Source organism: Paenibacillus senegalimassiliensis (assembly GCF_001486585.1).
In the GTDB taxonomy this organism is placed as follows: Bacteria; Bacillota; Bacilli; order Paenibacillales; family Paenibacillaceae; genus Fontibacillus; species Fontibacillus senegalimassiliensis.
Map to the genome: position 1 here is coordinate 578,724 of NZ_LN909045.1, position 16,509 is coordinate 595,232.

17 protein-coding genes and 5 tRNA genes are annotated in these 16,509 nt (G+C 49.2%); 18 read left to right on the forward strand and 4 right to left on the reverse strand.

From position 1 onward, the window contains the following. Nucleotides 1-50: 50 nt before the first annotated feature. From BN3279_RS12500 to BN3279_RS12510, 3 genes are all read right to left on the reverse strand, one after another. The gene (locus tag BN3279_RS12500; protein WP_059051298.1) at nt 51-734 is read right to left on the reverse strand and encodes a Crp/Fnr family transcriptional regulator; all 684 of its coding nucleotides are present in this window, start codon (nt 732-734) and stop codon (nt 51-53) included. Nucleotides 735-859: 125 nt separating this feature from the next. Then, complete coding sequence (gene cmpA / locus BN3279_RS23575) at nt 860-991, reverse strand: cortex morphogenetic protein CmpA (RefSeq protein ID WP_089153476.1); 132 nt, start codon at nt 989-991, stop codon at nt 860-862. 168 nt (nt 992-1,159) lie between these two features. Next, nucleotides 1,160-1,510, reverse strand: coding sequence for a hypothetical protein (locus BN3279_RS12510; RefSeq protein ID WP_059051302.1), 351 nt, complete (start codon nt 1,508-1,510; stop codon nt 1,160-1,162). Nucleotides 1,511-1,610: 100 nt separating this feature from the next. Between BN3279_RS12510 and BN3279_RS12515 the strand changes: the two genes are divergently transcribed. The 9 genes from BN3279_RS12515 (at nt 1,611) to BN3279_RS12555 (ending at nt 6,355) form a co-directional block, all read left to right on the forward strand. Continuing rightward, on the forward strand, nt 1,611-2,081 hold the full coding sequence (locus BN3279_RS12515; RefSeq protein ID WP_059051304.1) for a SprT family protein: 471 nt from the start codon (nt 1,611-1,613) through the stop codon (nt 2,079-2,081). Nucleotides 2,082-2,127: 46 nt separating this feature from the next. Next, the gene (locus BN3279_RS12520) at nt 2,128-2,340 is read left to right on the forward strand and encodes a hypothetical protein (protein WP_059051306.1); all 213 of its coding nucleotides are present in this window, start codon (nt 2,128-2,130) and stop codon (nt 2,338-2,340) included. A gap of 72 nt (nt 2,341-2,412) precedes the next feature. Continuing rightward, nucleotides 2,413-2,488, forward strand: a tRNA-Asn gene (locus tag BN3279_RS12525). A gap of 7 nt (nt 2,489-2,495) precedes the next feature. After that, a tRNA-Ser gene (locus BN3279_RS12530) sits at nt 2,496-2,584 on the forward strand. A gap of 153 nt (nt 2,585-2,737) precedes the next feature. Further along, nucleotides 2,738-4,888, forward strand: a complete 2,151-nt coding sequence (locus tag BN3279_RS12535; RefSeq protein ID WP_082673054.1) for a 3-keto-alpha-glucoside-1,2-lyase-like domain-containing protein — start codon at nt 2,738-2,740, stop codon at nt 4,886-4,888. Nucleotides 4,889-5,044: 156 nt separating this feature from the next. Beyond that, nucleotides 5,045-5,119: transfer RNA gene (locus BN3279_RS12540), tRNA-Glu, on the forward strand. Nucleotides 5,120-5,136: 17 nt separating this feature from the next. Next, nucleotides 5,137-5,219: transfer RNA gene (locus BN3279_RS12545), tRNA-Leu, on the forward strand. 88 nt (nt 5,220-5,307) lie between these two features. Beyond that, complete coding sequence (locus BN3279_RS12550) at nt 5,308-5,628, forward strand: AzlD domain-containing protein (protein WP_059051308.1); 321 nt, start codon at nt 5,308-5,310, stop codon at nt 5,626-5,628. A gap of 13 nt (nt 5,629-5,641) precedes the next feature. Then, complete coding sequence (locus BN3279_RS12555) at nt 5,642-6,355, forward strand: AzlC family ABC transporter permease (protein ID WP_059051309.1); 714 nt, start codon at nt 5,642-5,644, stop codon at nt 6,353-6,355. Nucleotides 6,356-6,373: 18 nt separating this feature from the next. Here the strand turns inward: BN3279_RS12555 and BN3279_RS12560 are convergent, their stop codons facing one another. Beyond that, on the reverse strand, nt 6,374-7,006 hold the full coding sequence (locus tag BN3279_RS12560) for a PAS domain-containing protein (RefSeq protein ID WP_059051311.1): 633 nt from the start codon (nt 7,004-7,006) through the stop codon (nt 6,374-6,376). A gap of 223 nt (nt 7,007-7,229) precedes the next feature. Here BN3279_RS12560 and BN3279_RS12565 point away from each other — a divergent pair, with 223 nt between their 5' ends. From BN3279_RS12565 to BN3279_RS12600, 9 genes are all read left to right on the forward strand, one after another. Next, nucleotides 7,230-7,544 carry a helix-turn-helix domain-containing protein gene (locus BN3279_RS12565; protein ID WP_059051820.1) on the forward strand — a complete coding sequence of 105 codons (315 nt, stop codon included), beginning with the start codon at nt 7,230-7,232 and terminating at the stop codon, nt 7,542-7,544. A gap of 77 nt (nt 7,545-7,621) precedes the next feature. Continuing rightward, nucleotides 7,622-7,704 (forward strand) — tRNA-Leu (locus tag BN3279_RS12570). A gap of 48 nt (nt 7,705-7,752) precedes the next feature. Beyond that, nucleotides 7,753-7,902, forward strand: a complete 150-nt coding sequence (locus tag BN3279_RS24000; protein ID WP_187377788.1) for a hypothetical protein — start codon at nt 7,753-7,755, stop codon at nt 7,900-7,902. Then, complete coding sequence (locus tag BN3279_RS12575; protein ID WP_059051313.1) at nt 7,880-9,445, forward strand: response regulator transcription factor; 1,566 nt, start codon at nt 7,880-7,882, stop codon at nt 9,443-9,445. The genes BN3279_RS24000 and BN3279_RS12575 overlap by 23 nt, the downstream gene beginning before the upstream one ends. Further along, on the forward strand, nt 9,442-11,223 hold the full coding sequence (locus BN3279_RS12580) for a sensor histidine kinase (protein ID WP_059051315.1): 1,782 nt from the start codon (nt 9,442-9,444) through the stop codon (nt 11,221-11,223). Before BN3279_RS12575 ends, BN3279_RS12580 begins: the two co-directional genes overlap by 4 nt. A gap of 154 nt (nt 11,224-11,377) precedes the next feature. Beyond that, nucleotides 11,378-12,751, forward strand: a complete 1,374-nt coding sequence (locus BN3279_RS12585) for an ABC transporter substrate-binding protein (RefSeq protein WP_232436836.1) — start codon at nt 11,378-11,380, stop codon at nt 12,749-12,751. Nucleotides 12,752-12,872: 121 nt separating this feature from the next. Continuing rightward, nucleotides 12,873-13,799 (forward strand): carbohydrate ABC transporter permease, encoded by a 927-nt coding sequence (locus BN3279_RS12590; protein WP_059051821.1) that lies wholly within the window; start codon nt 12,873-12,875, stop codon nt 13,797-13,799. Beyond that, nucleotides 13,799-14,629: a carbohydrate ABC transporter permease gene (locus BN3279_RS12595; protein ID WP_059051318.1), complete on the forward strand. Its 831-nt coding sequence runs from the start codon at nt 13,799-13,801 to the stop codon at nt 14,627-14,629. The genes BN3279_RS12590 and BN3279_RS12595 overlap by 1 nt, the downstream gene beginning before the upstream one ends. Before the next feature lie 30 nt (nt 14,630-14,659). Next, nucleotides 14,660-16,504 (forward strand): glycoside hydrolase family 127 protein, encoded by a 1,845-nt coding sequence (locus BN3279_RS12600; protein ID WP_059051320.1) that lies wholly within the window; start codon nt 14,660-14,662, stop codon nt 16,502-16,504. Nucleotides 16,505-16,509 lie beyond the last annotated feature (5 nt).

Sequence of the window (16,509 nt, forward strand, 5' to 3'; positions counted from 1 at the left end):
CGAGCTTGCCGGGAGAAGTTCAAGGCAGGCTCGGCCTTCTTGGTATTGAGCTATAATCCGGCAGCTTGTCTTAGCAGCAGGGGTTCCCGGATTAGCACCATCTTCTTCTCAACTTGAATCAGCTCGCTGAATTGTAGCTCCAGCATGACCTTGGTCACCGTCTCCCGAGCGGTACCGGACATGTCAGCCAACTGCTGATGGGTCAACTTAAAGGCGATTAGAACGCCACCTGGCTGTTTGGTCCCGTGTTGCTCAGTCAGTCGCAGCAAGGTTTTGACAATGCGTGCGCGGGCATCCAGCAGGGTCAAATCCATGATGATTTCGTTGGCCTTGCGAAGCCGTAATAACGTAGTCTCCAGAATTTTCATCGATATGAGGGGGTTATGGCTGAGCAGATTCATAAAGTCTAGCCGTTTCAATACATACAACACCGATCTTTCGATGGTTCGGGCAGAGGAGGTCCTATGTTTGATGCTTTCCAGAAGGGCCATTTCTCCAAAGAAATCTCCTTCGCAAAGTACGGACAATATAATCTCCCGGTTCTCATCATTCCGGTATACGTGAACAAGTCCGGATTGAATCAGATATAGCTCGTCCCCTTCTTCGCCTTCCCGATAGATTGCAGTTCCCTTATCATACTCCCGTGTAATAAATAATGGTGCAATTTTAATCAAATCAGCCATATCCAGATGCTCAAAATAAGGAAAACTCCGAATCAATTCAAGATTGTGCATCATCACGCCTCCTTTCTCCCACAGGAGAACTAATTCGTGATATTTTCAAAGTTTCCTTCAATTATTTTAATTTAGAGAGATATCCCCTCACATGGAGGGGCTGATCGAGATCTGCTTCTATGGATTTATTGCACGTTCTTATCCTGGGAATATTGCCGATTGTAATAAAAAAACCAACAGTCATTAAGCAAACGAATTTGACGGCGGTCTCTCTTATGAAAGGCACGCATGATTTGATGACTGAGCCAATTTGGCAAGCGTATCTCCTCCTTGGTGATTCCTCGTATGGATAGGGTATGGGGCATTTCCCCAGAACGTGCAAGTCCTGCATGGATCGGAATAAAAAAATCCGGCCTGCGCGCATCCCCCTCATTACCAGGGGATAATCGCAGGCCGGATGCCGAATGATTCATCATTCTTGGAACTTACGCGTATTCCTCTTCATACCATTGCTCCAATTGAGCCTGAAGCGCCCGAATCTCGGTCAGGAGTGAGACTAGCGGGTAATTCTCTTCTTGAATTGCAGCAAAGGAGGCTTCCAATTCATTGATGTAAGCCAGGCCGCTCTTGATTTGAAGCGATTCCTGGAGCAGGTCCAGACGGTCGCATTCGGCTACCGCGCGTGGCAAAGCCGGAACCTGACTCGCTGTCAGCTTGGCAATTTCCTTGTTAAGACGCAGATTCAATGCACTAAGCTGGTAGGCATAGTCCGCGGGCATCTCGACAAATTCCAACTGCTCTCCTTGCTGCAAAATGACATACCTCATTGTGGACATGCTTTCCATTCTCCTTTTCTAACCATCCTACTTGACAGTGTAGCGTAAGAAGAAGTTAAAATTCAAGTAGTAGAGAGAGACAGCGGGGAGGAGAGAGTCCATGACGAATGAACAATTACAAGCCTGGGTTGAACAGATTTCGCTGCATTCCTTCGGAGTACCCTTCCGCCATCAAGCCAGCTTTAATTCCCGGCTACGTACGACCGGAGGCCGTTATTTTATGAAGAGTCATCACATTGAGATCAATCCGTCTCAGCTTGCCGTCTACGGTCAGGACGAGGTCGAGCGCATTATCAAGCATGAGCTATGTCATTACCACCTGCATCTGTCAGGGCGGGGATATCGCCATCGCGATGCTGACTTCAAAGCATTGTTGCAGCAAGTGGGAGGTAGCAGATATTGCCATTCCTTGCCTGATGGGAAGGAGCGCAAGGTCTTGCCTCATCGGTACAAGCTGATTTGTGCGGACTGTGGGATGGAGTATTTACGCAAGAGGCGCGTGGACCCCAGCCGTTACCGCTGCGGGCAATGTGCCGGGCGATTACGACTGGTAACACTTGATAACTCCTGATATGGTATAATGAAGGCATATTTATATCATTGAAGGAGTGATAAGCATGGCTCGATCCAAAGCCAAGAAGCTGCGCCAGAAGCTGGTGCGGGAGGGAAAACGAAGTCCTGAGCTTAGCCGTAGCCCCTTTGCTACAGCCGATCTGAGAACACGAAAGACGAAGACGAAGCGAGAACTAATCCATACGCAAAAATACAAGAACCACGCTTCCTATCATGGAGACGATGGTTCTTTATTTTGGCTGCTGGCGGCATCCTGAACCTCCCAGGATCTTGACTTTGACGCGGAAGCGTGATAAATTAGGTGATGTTCTTGCTTCATTTGTAAACGTTCCCTGATAGCTCAGTTGGTAGAGCACTCGACTGTTAATCGAGTTGTCACAGGTTCGAGTCCTGTTCGGGGAGCCATTTTCTTGGAGAGATACCCAAGTGGCTATAAGGGGACCCTCTGCTAAGGGGTTAGACTGCGTAAGCGGTGCGAGGGTTCGAATCCCTCTCTCTCCGTTGATAGAAAGAGCATCTTCTTTAATAAGAAGATGCTCTTTTTTTGCTTTTATTCCAATTTAAGTGGGAAAGATTGCATAAGACTACAATAATTATGGATTAAATCATATTTCTTGTTTGCTTACCATAAGATCAATTCAGGGAGGAGATGAGATGTTGAGAAGAGTAATGTGTGCAGGGATTGCGCTACTAATCATGCTTTTAATGGTACCCCAGGTGTTGGCCGAAGGAGGTCCGGCGACGGTTCAGAGTGAGGTGACTGTAAATAATATCCCCGTCTTCACGGATGCGGGGACAGATGCAAGAGGAATAAATCCGGGTACCTTCGGTTCAGAGTATGGTCGGTTGCTTCAGTTGTCGAATGGTCATTGGCTCTCAGTGTATACAATTTACAATAATAATGGGTATACCCGCGATACTAACGGTGGAACAAGGCTCCAGGTGGCAAGAAGCACGGATAACGCCCGCACCTGGACGGTGCTCAGTACAATCGACGACCCGGGAAGTGATCTGGATAACGGTCAAATGCTTCAGTTGCCTACAGGGGATATCCTTCTGGCGGCCCGTTCCGTGCGCTGGGGAGAATCCTTCTATTTGCCTGTATACAGAAGCACCGATGGGGGTGTGACCTGGACCTATCTCAGCAATATTGATAGCAATGTTGGTGCACCTGGGACGCTTGGTGGCCGAGGAGTGTATGAGCCGCATCTGGGCTTCCTCGATGACGGACGGGTGGCTGTGTATTATGCCAGTGAGAAGTATGCGGCAAGCACGCCAGCCTATAGTCAAGTTATCTCCTTGAAAATATCTGCGGATAGTGGAGCTATGTGGGGGAATGAGATTTTTGCGGCCTGGGACCCGGGCAATTCCGCTTCAAGACCAGGGATGCCGGTATGGACCAAGATGAATAACGGAAAATATATTTTGACCTATGAGGTTTGCGGAACGGCAGGTTGCAATATCTACTATAAAGTATCCGAGGATGGTGCAACCTGGTCCAGCGGCCTGGGGAATCCAATCCCCAACCAAAATGGTGCGCCATACATTCTTTCGCTAAGTGATGGACGGCTGGCCGTTACGAGTAATAATAGCAAATTATCCTTCAGCAACGATTATGGCGCGACCTGGTATACCAATGACGAGGTGTTATGGCCGGGGGGCTTCCCGGACTATTACTGGGCCAGTCTCTATCAAACGGGAGATCATGAACTCGCGGCCATGACCTCTGCGTTGCGATCTGAGGGCGGACACAACGTCAAAATCAAGTTCCTTACGTTGCCAACTCGCTTCTCGGATGATTTCTCTGACGGGAATGACGTGGGCTGGACGAAATACGAAGGGACCTGGACCGTCTCCAGTGGAGCTTATCAGGTAACTTCGGCGAATGCGGCAAAATCGGTCATTAATCCTTATATCTCTCTGGTTAACTACTCGGCGGAAGCAGATGTTACGCTAAATGATGCTGGTCAGGCCAGCTTGATCTTTGATGTAACTGGTCCGGCTAACGGCACCGACCACTTTAAGGGATACGGCGCCGGGATTGATACGAACGGCACGGTATGGTTAGGCAAATTCAACAATAACTATACGGAATTATCCAAGGCATCCGTCCCTATATCGTCAGGGTCCAAGTATCACTTGAAGGTGGTCAAAAATTTCGGCAGAATTCAGGTATATGTAGATGGCGTGTTGAAGCTGGACCACACCGACACCTCGTATAACAGAGGAACGGTAGGCGTACGCGGAGGCTTTGGCAACACTGTCCGGTTCGATAATATCGTGGTAACTCCTCACACGTATTCAAATTCGTTCGATAGCAACTCTGACCCTGGCTGGATACGTTATGGTGGGACCTGGTCATTGCAGGATGGGATATATACGGTCGATTCTCCAACGGCCTTTGCCAAATCAGTGTTCAACCAACGGACGACAGGTTTGAATTACACGATTGAGGGTGACATTCGTCTCCATGATAGCGGAGAAGGCAGCTTGATCTGGAATACAACTCAACTGGCGGTGGGCACAGATAGCTTCAAAGGATACGGAGCAGGCATCAAAGCGGATGGTTCTGTCTGGTTGGGCAAATTTAATAACAATTATACGAATCTAGGCGGAGCCTCCTTCTCCATTAACCCGGGGGAGTGGTATTCATTGAAAATCGTAGTCACCGGTCCACGTATGCAGGTGTATGTCAACAATAATCCACTCATCGACAGAACGGATTATACTTATCATAACGGTTCATTAGGTGTGCGGGCTGGATATAACAATAAGGTTAGTTTTGATAATATTCGGATGTACTAACTAACAGAGCAGGGCGCCGTAGCACCCGTTATAGGGAATGGCGGCGCCTTTCCTAATAGATAAGGTAGCGAAGAATCCAGAGTAAAAATAGGGTTGCAAGGTACTATAGTTTTTGCTATACTCAATTTTGTCGCCGCTTAAGGCACCTATAGATATGGCCCGTTGGTCAAGGGGTTAAGACACCTCCCTTTCACGGAGGTAACAGGGGTTCGAATCCCCTACGGGTCACCAATATTTTAATTGAATATGCGGTCGTGGTGGAATGGCAGACACGCTATCTTGAGGGGGTAGTGGGCGTACGCCCGTGGAGGTTCGAGTCCTCTCGACCGCATCGATACAGAAAGAACCTTGCGTCCAAGCAAGGTTCTTTCTGTATAACCAATGATATGTATCCGATAGAGAATAAAGGGGGATAGGACGTGGGAACCGAGTTTTGGATTATCATTTTGATTGGAGCGGGTACTTACTTGTTTCGGGCAGGATCATTAACCTTGGGAAGCCGGGTGAAATGGTCTCCGTCAACCAAAGAGTGGTTGTCTTATGTATCCCCGGCGGTGCTTGGTGCGCTGATTGGGCCACTGTTATTGCTGAAGGAGGGTCACTTCATTCCGCTTGCTCAAAATACTATGTTATTTGCAGCCATCCCGACATGGATTGTAGCCTGGTGGTCACGCCGTCTTCTGCTGACCGTAGCTGCCGGTGTGTTATTTTATGCTGCGGTGATGTACATATGGGGGTAAGGGGGACAAGAAGATGAATCATATACAGCGTAAGGAGGATGTCGCACAGGCGATGCGGGATGCGCTGCCGATTGTGATTGCTTATTTTCCACTATCCATGACCTATGGGGTGTTGGCCTCCGCAGGAGGATTGCACGGGGGATTAGCGATGCTTGGGTCGGTGTGGATCTTCTCAGGGGGAGCCCAATTCATGTTGCTGGGTATGCTTACTTCGGCATCTGCTCCGGTCACGATTGTTACCACATTGTTGCTGCTCAATCTGCGTCATGTTCTGTATGGAGCCACGATGGGGCCCTATTTGACGTCATGGAGGGAGCCACAGAAGTGGTTGGCTGCGATAGGACTTACGGATGAAGGCTTTGCCGTTACTTCTAGCAGAGCGGCTCAAGGTAATCCATTGACACCTGCTTATTATATTTCATTTGCCTTGCTGATCTATGGCTCCTGGGTAGCTGGTACGTCTATAGGTATCGGTTTGGGTAGCTTTGTTAATGCTGAACTGGCTACCATTCTCTCATTTGCATTGCCCGCCTTGTTCATTGCGTTGCTGGCAGGGGGAGATCGTACAAGAGCGTCGATGCTGGCTGCGGTGAGCGGTGCGCTGGTAGCTGTGTTGGCCAGCATGCTTCACTCGGGAGGACTAGGTCTTGTTCTTGGCGGTGTAGTTGGGGCGACGGTAGGGCAGCAATGGACCAAGCGGTCCCGACGTGCTGAGCAAGCTAACTAATCTAACTACAGACAGCTTCTATTGCTCTCCCTCTGGCGGCAGATCAAGGAATGCTGCGTATTTGGGGTAGAGCGTCCTGATACAGTCGGGACAGATATCGTGTGTGAACTCTGCGTGGGTGTGTTTAATCAAATAAGCTTCAATGGTACTCCAGAGATCCTGTTCATCCTTGATCTTCTTGCAGACGGCACAGATCGGAAGTAGACCACGTAAAGTCCGGATATGGGACAAGTCGTGTTCCATCTTGCGAATTTGTTCCTTCAATCGGGTAATGTCGGTGCAAGTGACTACGAGGCCTTGGGGAGACTGCCCTTCTTCACCATACGGAGTGACTTCGGCCAGAAACCAGTGATCCCCTTGCGGTACCGCCATGTAAAGTTCGGCGGCATAGATCGGGATGGCTCCATCCAGAACCAGGGGGACATGCTCTAACAGTTCTTGTGCGGCTTCGTACTTAAGCCGATGCTTGTGACTTCGCAGGTAGTCCAGCAAATTGTTCCCTGGGCGGTCCCAGAGGGGAGCCAGCCCGAACAGTCTAGCCCGGTTGGCCCAGGTACGGTTAATGTATACGACCGTTCCGTCGGCAGTAAGAATGGCGATACTTTGATTAAGGGCGTGAAAGGCTTCTTTCCATGGAGGGGATGGGTTCACGGCGAGTTCGCTCCTATAAATGAATTAAGGGTGGTTCTCCGAACCTGTTAAGTCTTGCCGACGCTGTGCTAAGATAGAGGCGAAGTTTCATTTTCATATTATATACGCATTTACGTCATTAAACAACTATAAATTACTTATTTACGTAATAACGTAACAAAGGAAGGTTGGATCAAATTTGTCAATCTACGAACGTATTGAACTGCTAATTGAGCATGCGGGTATGACCAAGAAAGCATTTTGTCTGGAACTCGGCATCAGCACAGGCAATTTGGGGGATTGGAAGCGAGGCAAGTCGACGCCCAGTACCAATAAATTGATTGAAATCGCTGCTTTTTTTGATACTAGCCTGGATTGGCTTATGACTGGGCAAGAGAAGCAGGCTGAATATATCCGGGAAGACAAGGTTGATTATGTAACAGGAGAAGAGGATTGGGATACCTTTATGCATTCTCTGACCGAATCGGAACGGGCTTTGGTACGAGAATATATTGAGTTTACACGTTGGCGTCAAGAGAAGGCTGACCGGAAACCATAATTACAGCTTTACTTTTAGCGGCAACGAAGATATAATAACAAATGTTCGTTTCATTTTAAGTAAGGCTTTATCCAAACGCGGTCGTGGTGGAATGGCAGACACGCTATCTTGAGGGGGTAGTGGGTGTATACCCGTGGAGGTTCGAGTCCTCTCGACCGCATCAAATTGTAGAAGAAGCTTCTCGGAGAATCCGGGGGGCTTTTTTTGTATGTTCAAAAAAGGAGGAGCGTTAGCATACTCTAAAAAAAGTCCACCAAATCCAAGGATTGTTGCTATGGGAGAAGCCGCTTTTTTCACTATAATAAATGTTGAAGAGGCAGCGTGGGAGGGATACGATGAAGATCTTGATCGTGGATGATGAAGCCAGGCACCGCCGGGGAATGTTCCATTTGTTACAGGCCATCCGGCCTGAGTATGAAGTGGTGATGGCGAAGAATGGAGCGGAGGCTTTGGATATGGTGCCCCTGTTGCAGCCGGATGTAGTATTGACGGATATTCGCATGCCGCATATGGATGGGCTCACCTTTCTGGAGAAGCTGTCAGCGTTCGCCTTGCAGCCTAAGGTCATTTTCTTATCTGCTTATAATTTGTTTGAATACGCGCAAACGGCTCTGCGATATGGCGCTTATGATTATCTGCTAAAGCCGGTGGACACGGATAAGGTGGAAGAGGTTCTGTCAAGAATTGAACAACAACTGATGGAGGATAAGGGCAAGACTGACTCGAAGGCAGAGGGGATTCTAGGGTCTTGGCTTAAGGGAATTGTGCCGTCAGAGTCGTTGCAAGGTCCCGAAATTGTTGAACTGCTAGGCCATTCGGGTTTTGCCGTGGTGACGGAGTTCTGTGCCGGTGATGGACGTTCAGCAGGGAAGTCGGGAGCAAGGTTATGCCATGAGCTACGCGAGATTTGGTCTTGCGTGGGAGCAGCCCGAAGCTGGACGCTGGAGGAGGAATCGGATCGTGTCCTTGCCGTTACTCTCATTGCAGGCGGTATGAAGGACCCTGGGATATGTTCAGACATTACCCAAGTCAGACAGGCGCTGGAACGTATGTGTTACGCTCCGGAGTATGCCGGGGGGCGATTAAGTCATGCTGCAGGAGTTAGATGTAAGCGTTTGCTGGAAGAGGGTCCACATTCCTTCCAAACTGCCATGGCAGCTTTGACATTAAATTTCCATGATAGCTGGAAAGGGGTCGTCTTCGCTTGGGAAGAGCCTGAAATGACAGGAGCCCGTCTAAATCTTGATCATGAGCAACTGTTTGCCGTCCTTTGTACACAAGAAGCAAAGGCAGCTTTGCAATTGTGCCGTACGGCCTTTGAAGAGCTTGCGAATGGAGGATGGACAAATCCAGATACATTGAAGGACGGAGCTGCATTCACTCTAATGATGCTGAAAAGCCGTTGCGGAGAATTGCTGGATCGCAAAACGGCCCTGCGCCTTGCCGAGACTTCGGCGAAGGAGCTTCCCGCCTGCGAGACGATGTTTGCTCTTCTATCTGCACTGGAGGCAAGGTTACTGGAGGTCCGCCGAGAATTACAGGATAAGAAGAGGGGGAGGGGCGAATATGCGGCTGAGGCCACAATCAGGCTCATTCAAAGTCGTTTTATGGAGGAATTGACACTGGAAAATTTGGCGGAGCAATTTTATTTCAATCCCTCTTATTTCAGTACCTTGTTCAAAAACTATACGGGCCGGACCTTCTCGGAGATGCTTACGGAGACGCGTATCAACCGGGCCAAGGAACTGTTGTCCGATCCGGAATGCACACTCAAAATTTATGATATTGCCGAGCGTAGCGGGTACAGGGATACCAAATATTTTGGCCGTATCTTCAAGCGTTATGTGGGGGTGTCGCCGGAGGCCTACCGGCATAAATCGTTGGGGAATCTTGGCCGATGAAGCTGCGAACCCGGTTACTAACCAGTTACCTGATATTAATCTCGCTTCCCCTTGTTATTCTGGGTCTCTTGTTCTACAGAACGAGCTTGCAGGTTGTAACCAAGCAGGCCCAGGAGAATGTGTATGAAATTGTGAAGAAGAATAATGAAGTCCTTGATGGAAAGCTGAAGCAAATAGAGAACGACAGTACCACCTTGTTCGCGGACAAGGAGCTGTTCGATATATTTAATAACCTGAATTCGGACAATCAGGGTGAATTATTGATGGCTGACCGTAAAATCTCTCAGGTGTTGGGCCGTCATTTTGCCCAGAATGAGGATTTGTACACCTACCAGATTTGGACGACTTACTATACCTTCGGTCCCCAGCGGAACATGCCGCAGGGCGATCCAACCCTCTCGGATGTTTATCGCAAAGCCAGGGAAGCCGGAGGGAAGATGGTGTGGTACCCGACCTATAACTTTATGGACATGTTCGATCAGCCCTGGCTATCGATTGCCGACAATTATGATTACCAGTACCTGTTCAGTGCGGCACGCCTGCTTAACTTCTCACATCTGGACATTAGCTCCATGAAGAATCTTGATCCCGGGGTGGAGCGACCGGTACTGGCGATTAGCCTGAAGGCTAACTTGTTCCGCTCACTCTTCGAGAGTAGCATACCGGAGGATTCGCGTTACATGGTGCTGAGTCCGGAGGGAGTGATTGTTGCAGGCTCGGAGGAGTATCAGATGACAGCACGTTTCACCGAGGACTGGGCAACTCAGCTATTTGGCAGGGGGAGCGGGACAGAGCGAATGAGTCTGGACGGCCAAAATATGCTCATTTGCTTTGACCGTTCATCCATTACGGGCTGGTTGTCAATTGTTGTCATTCCGGAGTCGGCGCTGGTTAAGGATATCGTGCCGCCCATTCTGCTATCTACGCTAACGTTGGCTATCTTGCTAGGTATCGTTGCTGCCGGACTGGCATTCCTTGTCGTCGCACGAATTACGGTGCCAGTCAAGAAGTTGCTGGTAGCGATGCGCTTCGTGGGCGAAGGAGATTTCCATATGCAAATCGAGCCTGCGGGAAACGATGAATTCGGTATTTTGATCCGTAAATTCAATAATATGAACCAGCGCATTCAGAAGCTGGTGACCGAGAATTATGAAATCAAGCTGAAGGAGCAGCAGGCGGAAATTCAGGCGCTCAATCTACAGATGAACCCGCATTTTCTCTATAATACGCTGAATGTCATGAATTGGGTGGCTATTGAGAACCGGCAGCGAGAGTTAAGCCGTATGCTTGTGTGCTTGTCCAGCATGCTGCAATATACTACCCGCAAGAACTGGGATGCCGTGGAGTTATCCGAGGAAATGGAATGGATGAAAAATTATTTCTATATAATGTCCGTCCGCTTTGAAGGGAAATTTCGCGTTGCTTATGATATTGCTCCTGAGTTGTATGGTTATAAGGTGCCTAAGCTATTGTTCCAGCCCTTTGTGGAGAATGCACTTCTTCATGGCTTTGAGGAGCTTGAGGAGGGTGGTTCAATTGCGATCATTGGTCGACTGGAGGAAGGAGTTCGAATCTTTCAGATTGTGGACAATGGTCGTGGCATAACGCCGGAGCTTCTGGAACATATCGAGCGAGGGGATATCACTTCTGTAGGCATTCAGACCATGTTGTCGCGAATCAGATTGCGTTACGGGGCTCCTTATGGGGTGTTCATCACTTCAATACCGGGGGAAGGGACAAGAGTCACGATACGTCTACCTGCAAACAACGAAGAATAGTCCACCAAATCAAATCATTGATGGATTTTGGAAGCGCATTCTTGTTGTTATAGTAAAGGCATCATAGACTGCAGCTATGAGTTATCTATTCAAGCGCGAACGAGAGGGGTTATGCCGAGTGAGACTGACGAGAAGAATGATATCGGTTCTGTTAATGATGTTATTGTTGACGACTACCGTACTGTCCGCCTGCTCCAATGGGGGAGGAAGCGCAAATACAGGCACAGGTGATTCCCCGTCCACAGATGGCGGCTCCAAGGAGACCATTACACTAAGGCTGACACTTTGGGGTACTCCAGGTGAAATAGATACTTATCAGAAAGTCATTGACCGCTTCGAATCTTCGCATCCGAATGTCAAAGTCAAATTGGAGAGTATTCCAACCGACTATGATACCAAGTTGACAACGATGGTGGCCGGGAATGAGGAACCGGATGTAGCCATGGTTGAATCAGCAACGATTGCCTTCCCTCTTGCCGAGGAGGGTAAATTTCTGAACCTGGAGCCTTTGTTGGAATCAGATGCTAACTTCGGTGCAGAGGACCTTGTTCCAAACATTTCTTATTATGCAGAGCCAGGCAACATGGTTGGTATTGGTCCTGGTCCTGAGACTTTTCTGCTCTATTATAATGTGGACCTCTTCAAGGAAGCGGGGGTAGAACCGCCATCGTCAAAGGCCATGGAGACCTGGACCTGGGATGAATTTGTAGAGGCCGCCAAGCTGCTCACCTTGGATGAGAATGGCAATAATGCGACCCAAAGCGAATTTAACCCGAAGAAAATCAAGCAATTTGGGGTTAGTGGGGCGAATGGCTGGTGGGGAACCTGGTCCAACTTTATATTCAGCAATGGCGGCGATTTTGTATCCGAGGATGGTCAGACCTTTGGCTTGAATCAACCGGAAGCCGTTGAAGCTCTCCAAAAGGTAGCGGATTTGATTAATGTACACCATGTGGCGCCTTCGCCGGTGCAAGCCAAAAATGTACCTAGCACCAACGTAGCTTTGCAGACGAAGAAGGTGGCAATGGTCATCGATGGTCAGTGGGCTAACTTTGACCTTAGCAAGACGGGAGTAAATTACGATGTCGCTCCGTTGCCAGTGATGAAAGCTCCGATCACGACGGTGGTGTGTGGTATCTTCGCCATTTTCAAATCAACGAAGCACCCCGAGGAATCATGGGAGCTTGTGAAGGCATTGACCGATCCGGAGGGTTCGTTAGAACTGAACCATCAAGGCCTGTGGATGCCAGCTCTGAAGGATTGGTATCAGCAGCCGGAACTGATTGATAAATGGACGGCTGATTCCAAGGCACGTACACCGGGCTATAAGGATGCAGCGATTGATATGATGTTGAATTACAGCCGTCAATCACCAACCGGCTATATCAAGAATTTCAACAAAATTATGGACGTAGTAACTCCTGCCCTGGATAAATTATGGCTTGGCGAGCAAACCGCTCAGCAAGCGATGGACTCCATCGCTGACAAAGCGCAAGCACAAGTGCAGGGACGCCGGGATATTCAATAACCTTTTAATTTCAGCGAACGGCCGATTGCTCCGGGTGGTGATAGTAGTTATACACCGCGTCCTGGCTTAAGCGAGCGGCCGTTCCATTCATAAGGAGGCCACCATGGCTACTGAAATTCGCATGCAAACGGCTCCGGCGCAAGGCCAGCTTGTTCGCACGAAAGAGCGGAAGGCTCTATTCTGGGGATTACTGTTCACACTACCAGCCACGCTGGGGTTTCTTATCTTTACGGCGGGGCCGATGATTGTCAGCCTCTTTCTGAGCTTGACTGATTACAGTGTGTTTAAAGAAGCTACTGGATGGGTTGGATTTGAGCACTACGCTCGGCTGATGTCAGGTCAGGATGAGCTGTTTGTGAAATCTTTGCAGGTCACGTTTTATTTCGTAGTTCTCAAGGTACCGGCGACCATTCTGGTATCCCTTGCTATTGCCTTGCTGCTGAACATGAATGTCAAAGGGAGGGCCATGTTCAGGACTATCGTATATCTGCCGAGCATTGTACCGGCGGTAGCTACGGCGATGATTTGGATGTGGTTGCTGAATCCGGATTTAGGCCTGATTAACCAGCTATTGAGCAGTTTGAATTTGCCGACCAGTTCCTGGTTGTATGCCGAGAACACGGTCATTCCATCCGTCGTTTTGACAACGATGTGGGGGATTGGCGGGACAGTTGTTATCTTCCTGGCTGGCTTGAGCGGTATTCCCCAACAATATTATGAAGCCATCGATGTTGATGGAGGTGGTTGGTGGCACAAGCTGCGCCATATTACGATTCCGCTGGTAAGTCCAACGATTTTCTTTAATACAGTGATGGCCATTATCGGTGCGTTCCAAGTGTTCAACGAAGCTTATATTCTTACGGGAGGCGGCCCCAATAACGCCAGCTTGTTCTATATTTTCTATCTGTGGCGTACGGCGTTCCGAGATACGGAAATGGGTTATGCTTCGGCACTGGCCTGGATTATGTTCGCCATCATCTCGATATTCACCCTGTTCGTATTCCGTACGGCCAAATCCTGGGTGCATTATGAAGGGGAGGGACGTTGATGAGACCTGCCGTACTCAAGCAAACCTTGGCTTATATTGCGCTAATTGCTATTTCTGTCATGTTCCTCATTCCTTTTATCTGGATGGTGCGGAGCTCGTTAATGAATTTGGGGCAAATCTTCGTTATGCCGCCGGTATGGATTCCAAGTCCGGTGCAATGGGATAACTTTACGCGGGCACTAACGATCTTGCCGTTTGACCGTTTTTTTCTTAACACGTTAATCATTGTGTTCTTCTCCGTACTGGGTACGGTAATTAGCAGTTCAGTAGCAGCGTTTGGTTTCTCCCGAATCTCGTGGAAAGGGCGTAATACGGTATTTGCTATATTGCTGTCAGCCATGATGCTTCCTGGTGCTGTTACCTTGATTCCAACCTTTTTGGGCTGGCGCTCACTTGGTTTTTACGATACCTACATGCCGCTCATATTACCTGCATTCTTCGGCGGGGGGATATTCAATATTTTCTTACTACGACAGTTTTACATGACCATTCCGCGCGACTTTGATGAAGCGGCTGTCGTGGATGGGGCAGGGTATTTCCAGATATACAGCAGAATTATTCTGCCGCTCAGCCGTTCCGCGGTTATCGTTGTGTCCTTGTTCACCTTCCTGAATGCCTGGAATGACTTCTTCGGTCCGCTGATTTACTTGAAGTCGAGCGAGAAGTTTACGCTGGCCCTTGGCTTGCAGATGTTCCAGGGAGCCTACACCTCCCAATGGGATTTGCTGATGGCGGCTTCCGCTGCGGTAGTCCTGCCTTGTGTGGTTGTGTTTTTAATTGGACAAAAATATTTTCTGGAAGGGATTACGTTAACCGGATTAAAAGGTTAATGTTGAACATAGAGGGAGGGACAAATCCAAATGAATTTAATTAACTCAAACACCCAGCGTTGGAGGGGCGTTCCGTTTAACCGTGTTCGGTTAACGGACGGATTCTGGGAGCCCCGTCTGAAGACACTGAATCGCGTTACACTTCCTACTTGCCTGGCCCAATGTGAGTCAACAGGGCGTATTGCCAATTTTGCCAAAGCCGGTGGTCTGGAGAGCGGTGAGCATCTGGGAATGTACTACGACGATTCGGATGTGTTCAAGGTACTCGAAGGGGTCGCCTATTCGTTAATGTCGGTGCGCGATGAGCGACTGGAGGCGGAGATGGATCGCATTATCGATCTGATCGCAGCCGCGCAGGAAGAGGATGGTTATCTTACTACCTACTATACGCTAGGCGCTCGGGACCAGAAATGGACCGATATGGAGAAGCATGAGATGTATAATGGAGGCCATCTGCTGGAAGCGGCTGTTGCATATTACGAAGCAACGGGGAAGCGGAAGCTTCTGGACGTGGCCTGTCGTCTGGCTGATCATTATGACAAATTGTTTGGTCCTGGCAAACGCCACTGGGTGGAGGGCCATCAAGAGATTGAACTGGCTCTCGTTAAGCTCTACCGAACGACCGGAGTGGAGCGTTATCTGAAGCTGGCGGAATGGCTCTTGGAGGAACGAGGCCACGGACATGGTGTAGGAGAGATTTGGAACAAGGAGGAATGGGGTCCGGCGTATTGCCAGGATGATGTGCCCGTTCGGGAAATCAAGCGAGTGACCGGTCATGCAGTCAGAGCCATGTATCTATATACAGCGATGGCTGATGTGATGAGTGCTGCGGACGATTCTTCCTATGGAGATGCGTTGCAGCAGGTTTGGGCGCATACGGTAGAGCGCAACATGTATGTGACGGGCGGGATTGGACCATCGCGGCATAATGAAGGCTTTACAGAGGATTATGATCTTCCGAATGAAAGCGCTTATTGCGAGACCTGTGCGGCCATTGCCCTGGTATTCTGGAATCACCGAATGAATTTGCTGTATGGGGATGCCAAATATGCTGATGTTATGGAGCGGGCTATATATAATGGCGTGCTGTCCGGAATTTCGATGTCAGGGGACCATTTCTTCTATGTCAATCCGTTAGCTTCCTCTGGCGATCATCATCGGGTCGAGTGGTTCCATACCTCTTGCTGTCCTACAAATTTGGCGCGCTTCCTTCCTTCAATCAGCGGGTACGCGTATGCAGTGACGGATCGAGGCATTGCCTGTAACCAATTCATGGCCGGTCAGGCTGAGGCAGAGCTTCCAAGCGGGAATGCGATTAGACTGGAAATGCAAACGGGCTATCCTTGGGACGGCGGTGTTCATTTATTTGTCCATCCAAATCAGGAGGAGCGCTTCTCGATGTTGCTGCGAATTCCGGGATGGTGCCGGAGCTATCGCGTATCGGTGAACGGTGTGCCTGTACCCGCAGAGGACATTACTGTTCAAAAGGGCTACATCGTTCTGGAACGGTTATGGCGTGCGGGAGATTCCGTGGATTATCAGATGGAAATGTCCGTCCGGGTAATCCGTTCACGGCCGGAGGTGGAAGCGAATGTAGGAAGGATTGCTTTCCAGCGAGGCCCTATCGTATATTGTCTGGAGCAAACAGATAACCCTGGCTTGGTTTATGATCAATTTGAGGTTTCCCCTGAGCTGTCATTCGCCCTGGAAGCAAGGGAGGATGATATACTGGGAGGAGTGACCGTCATTCATGGTGTGGACCCGGCGGGTCAGCGGTATACCTTGATTCCCTATTATGCCTGGGACAACCGAAGCCCGGGATTTATGCAGGTGTGGTCGAAGGAAGCCGTATCCGCTGCAATCTATAGCGGTTGAGAAAG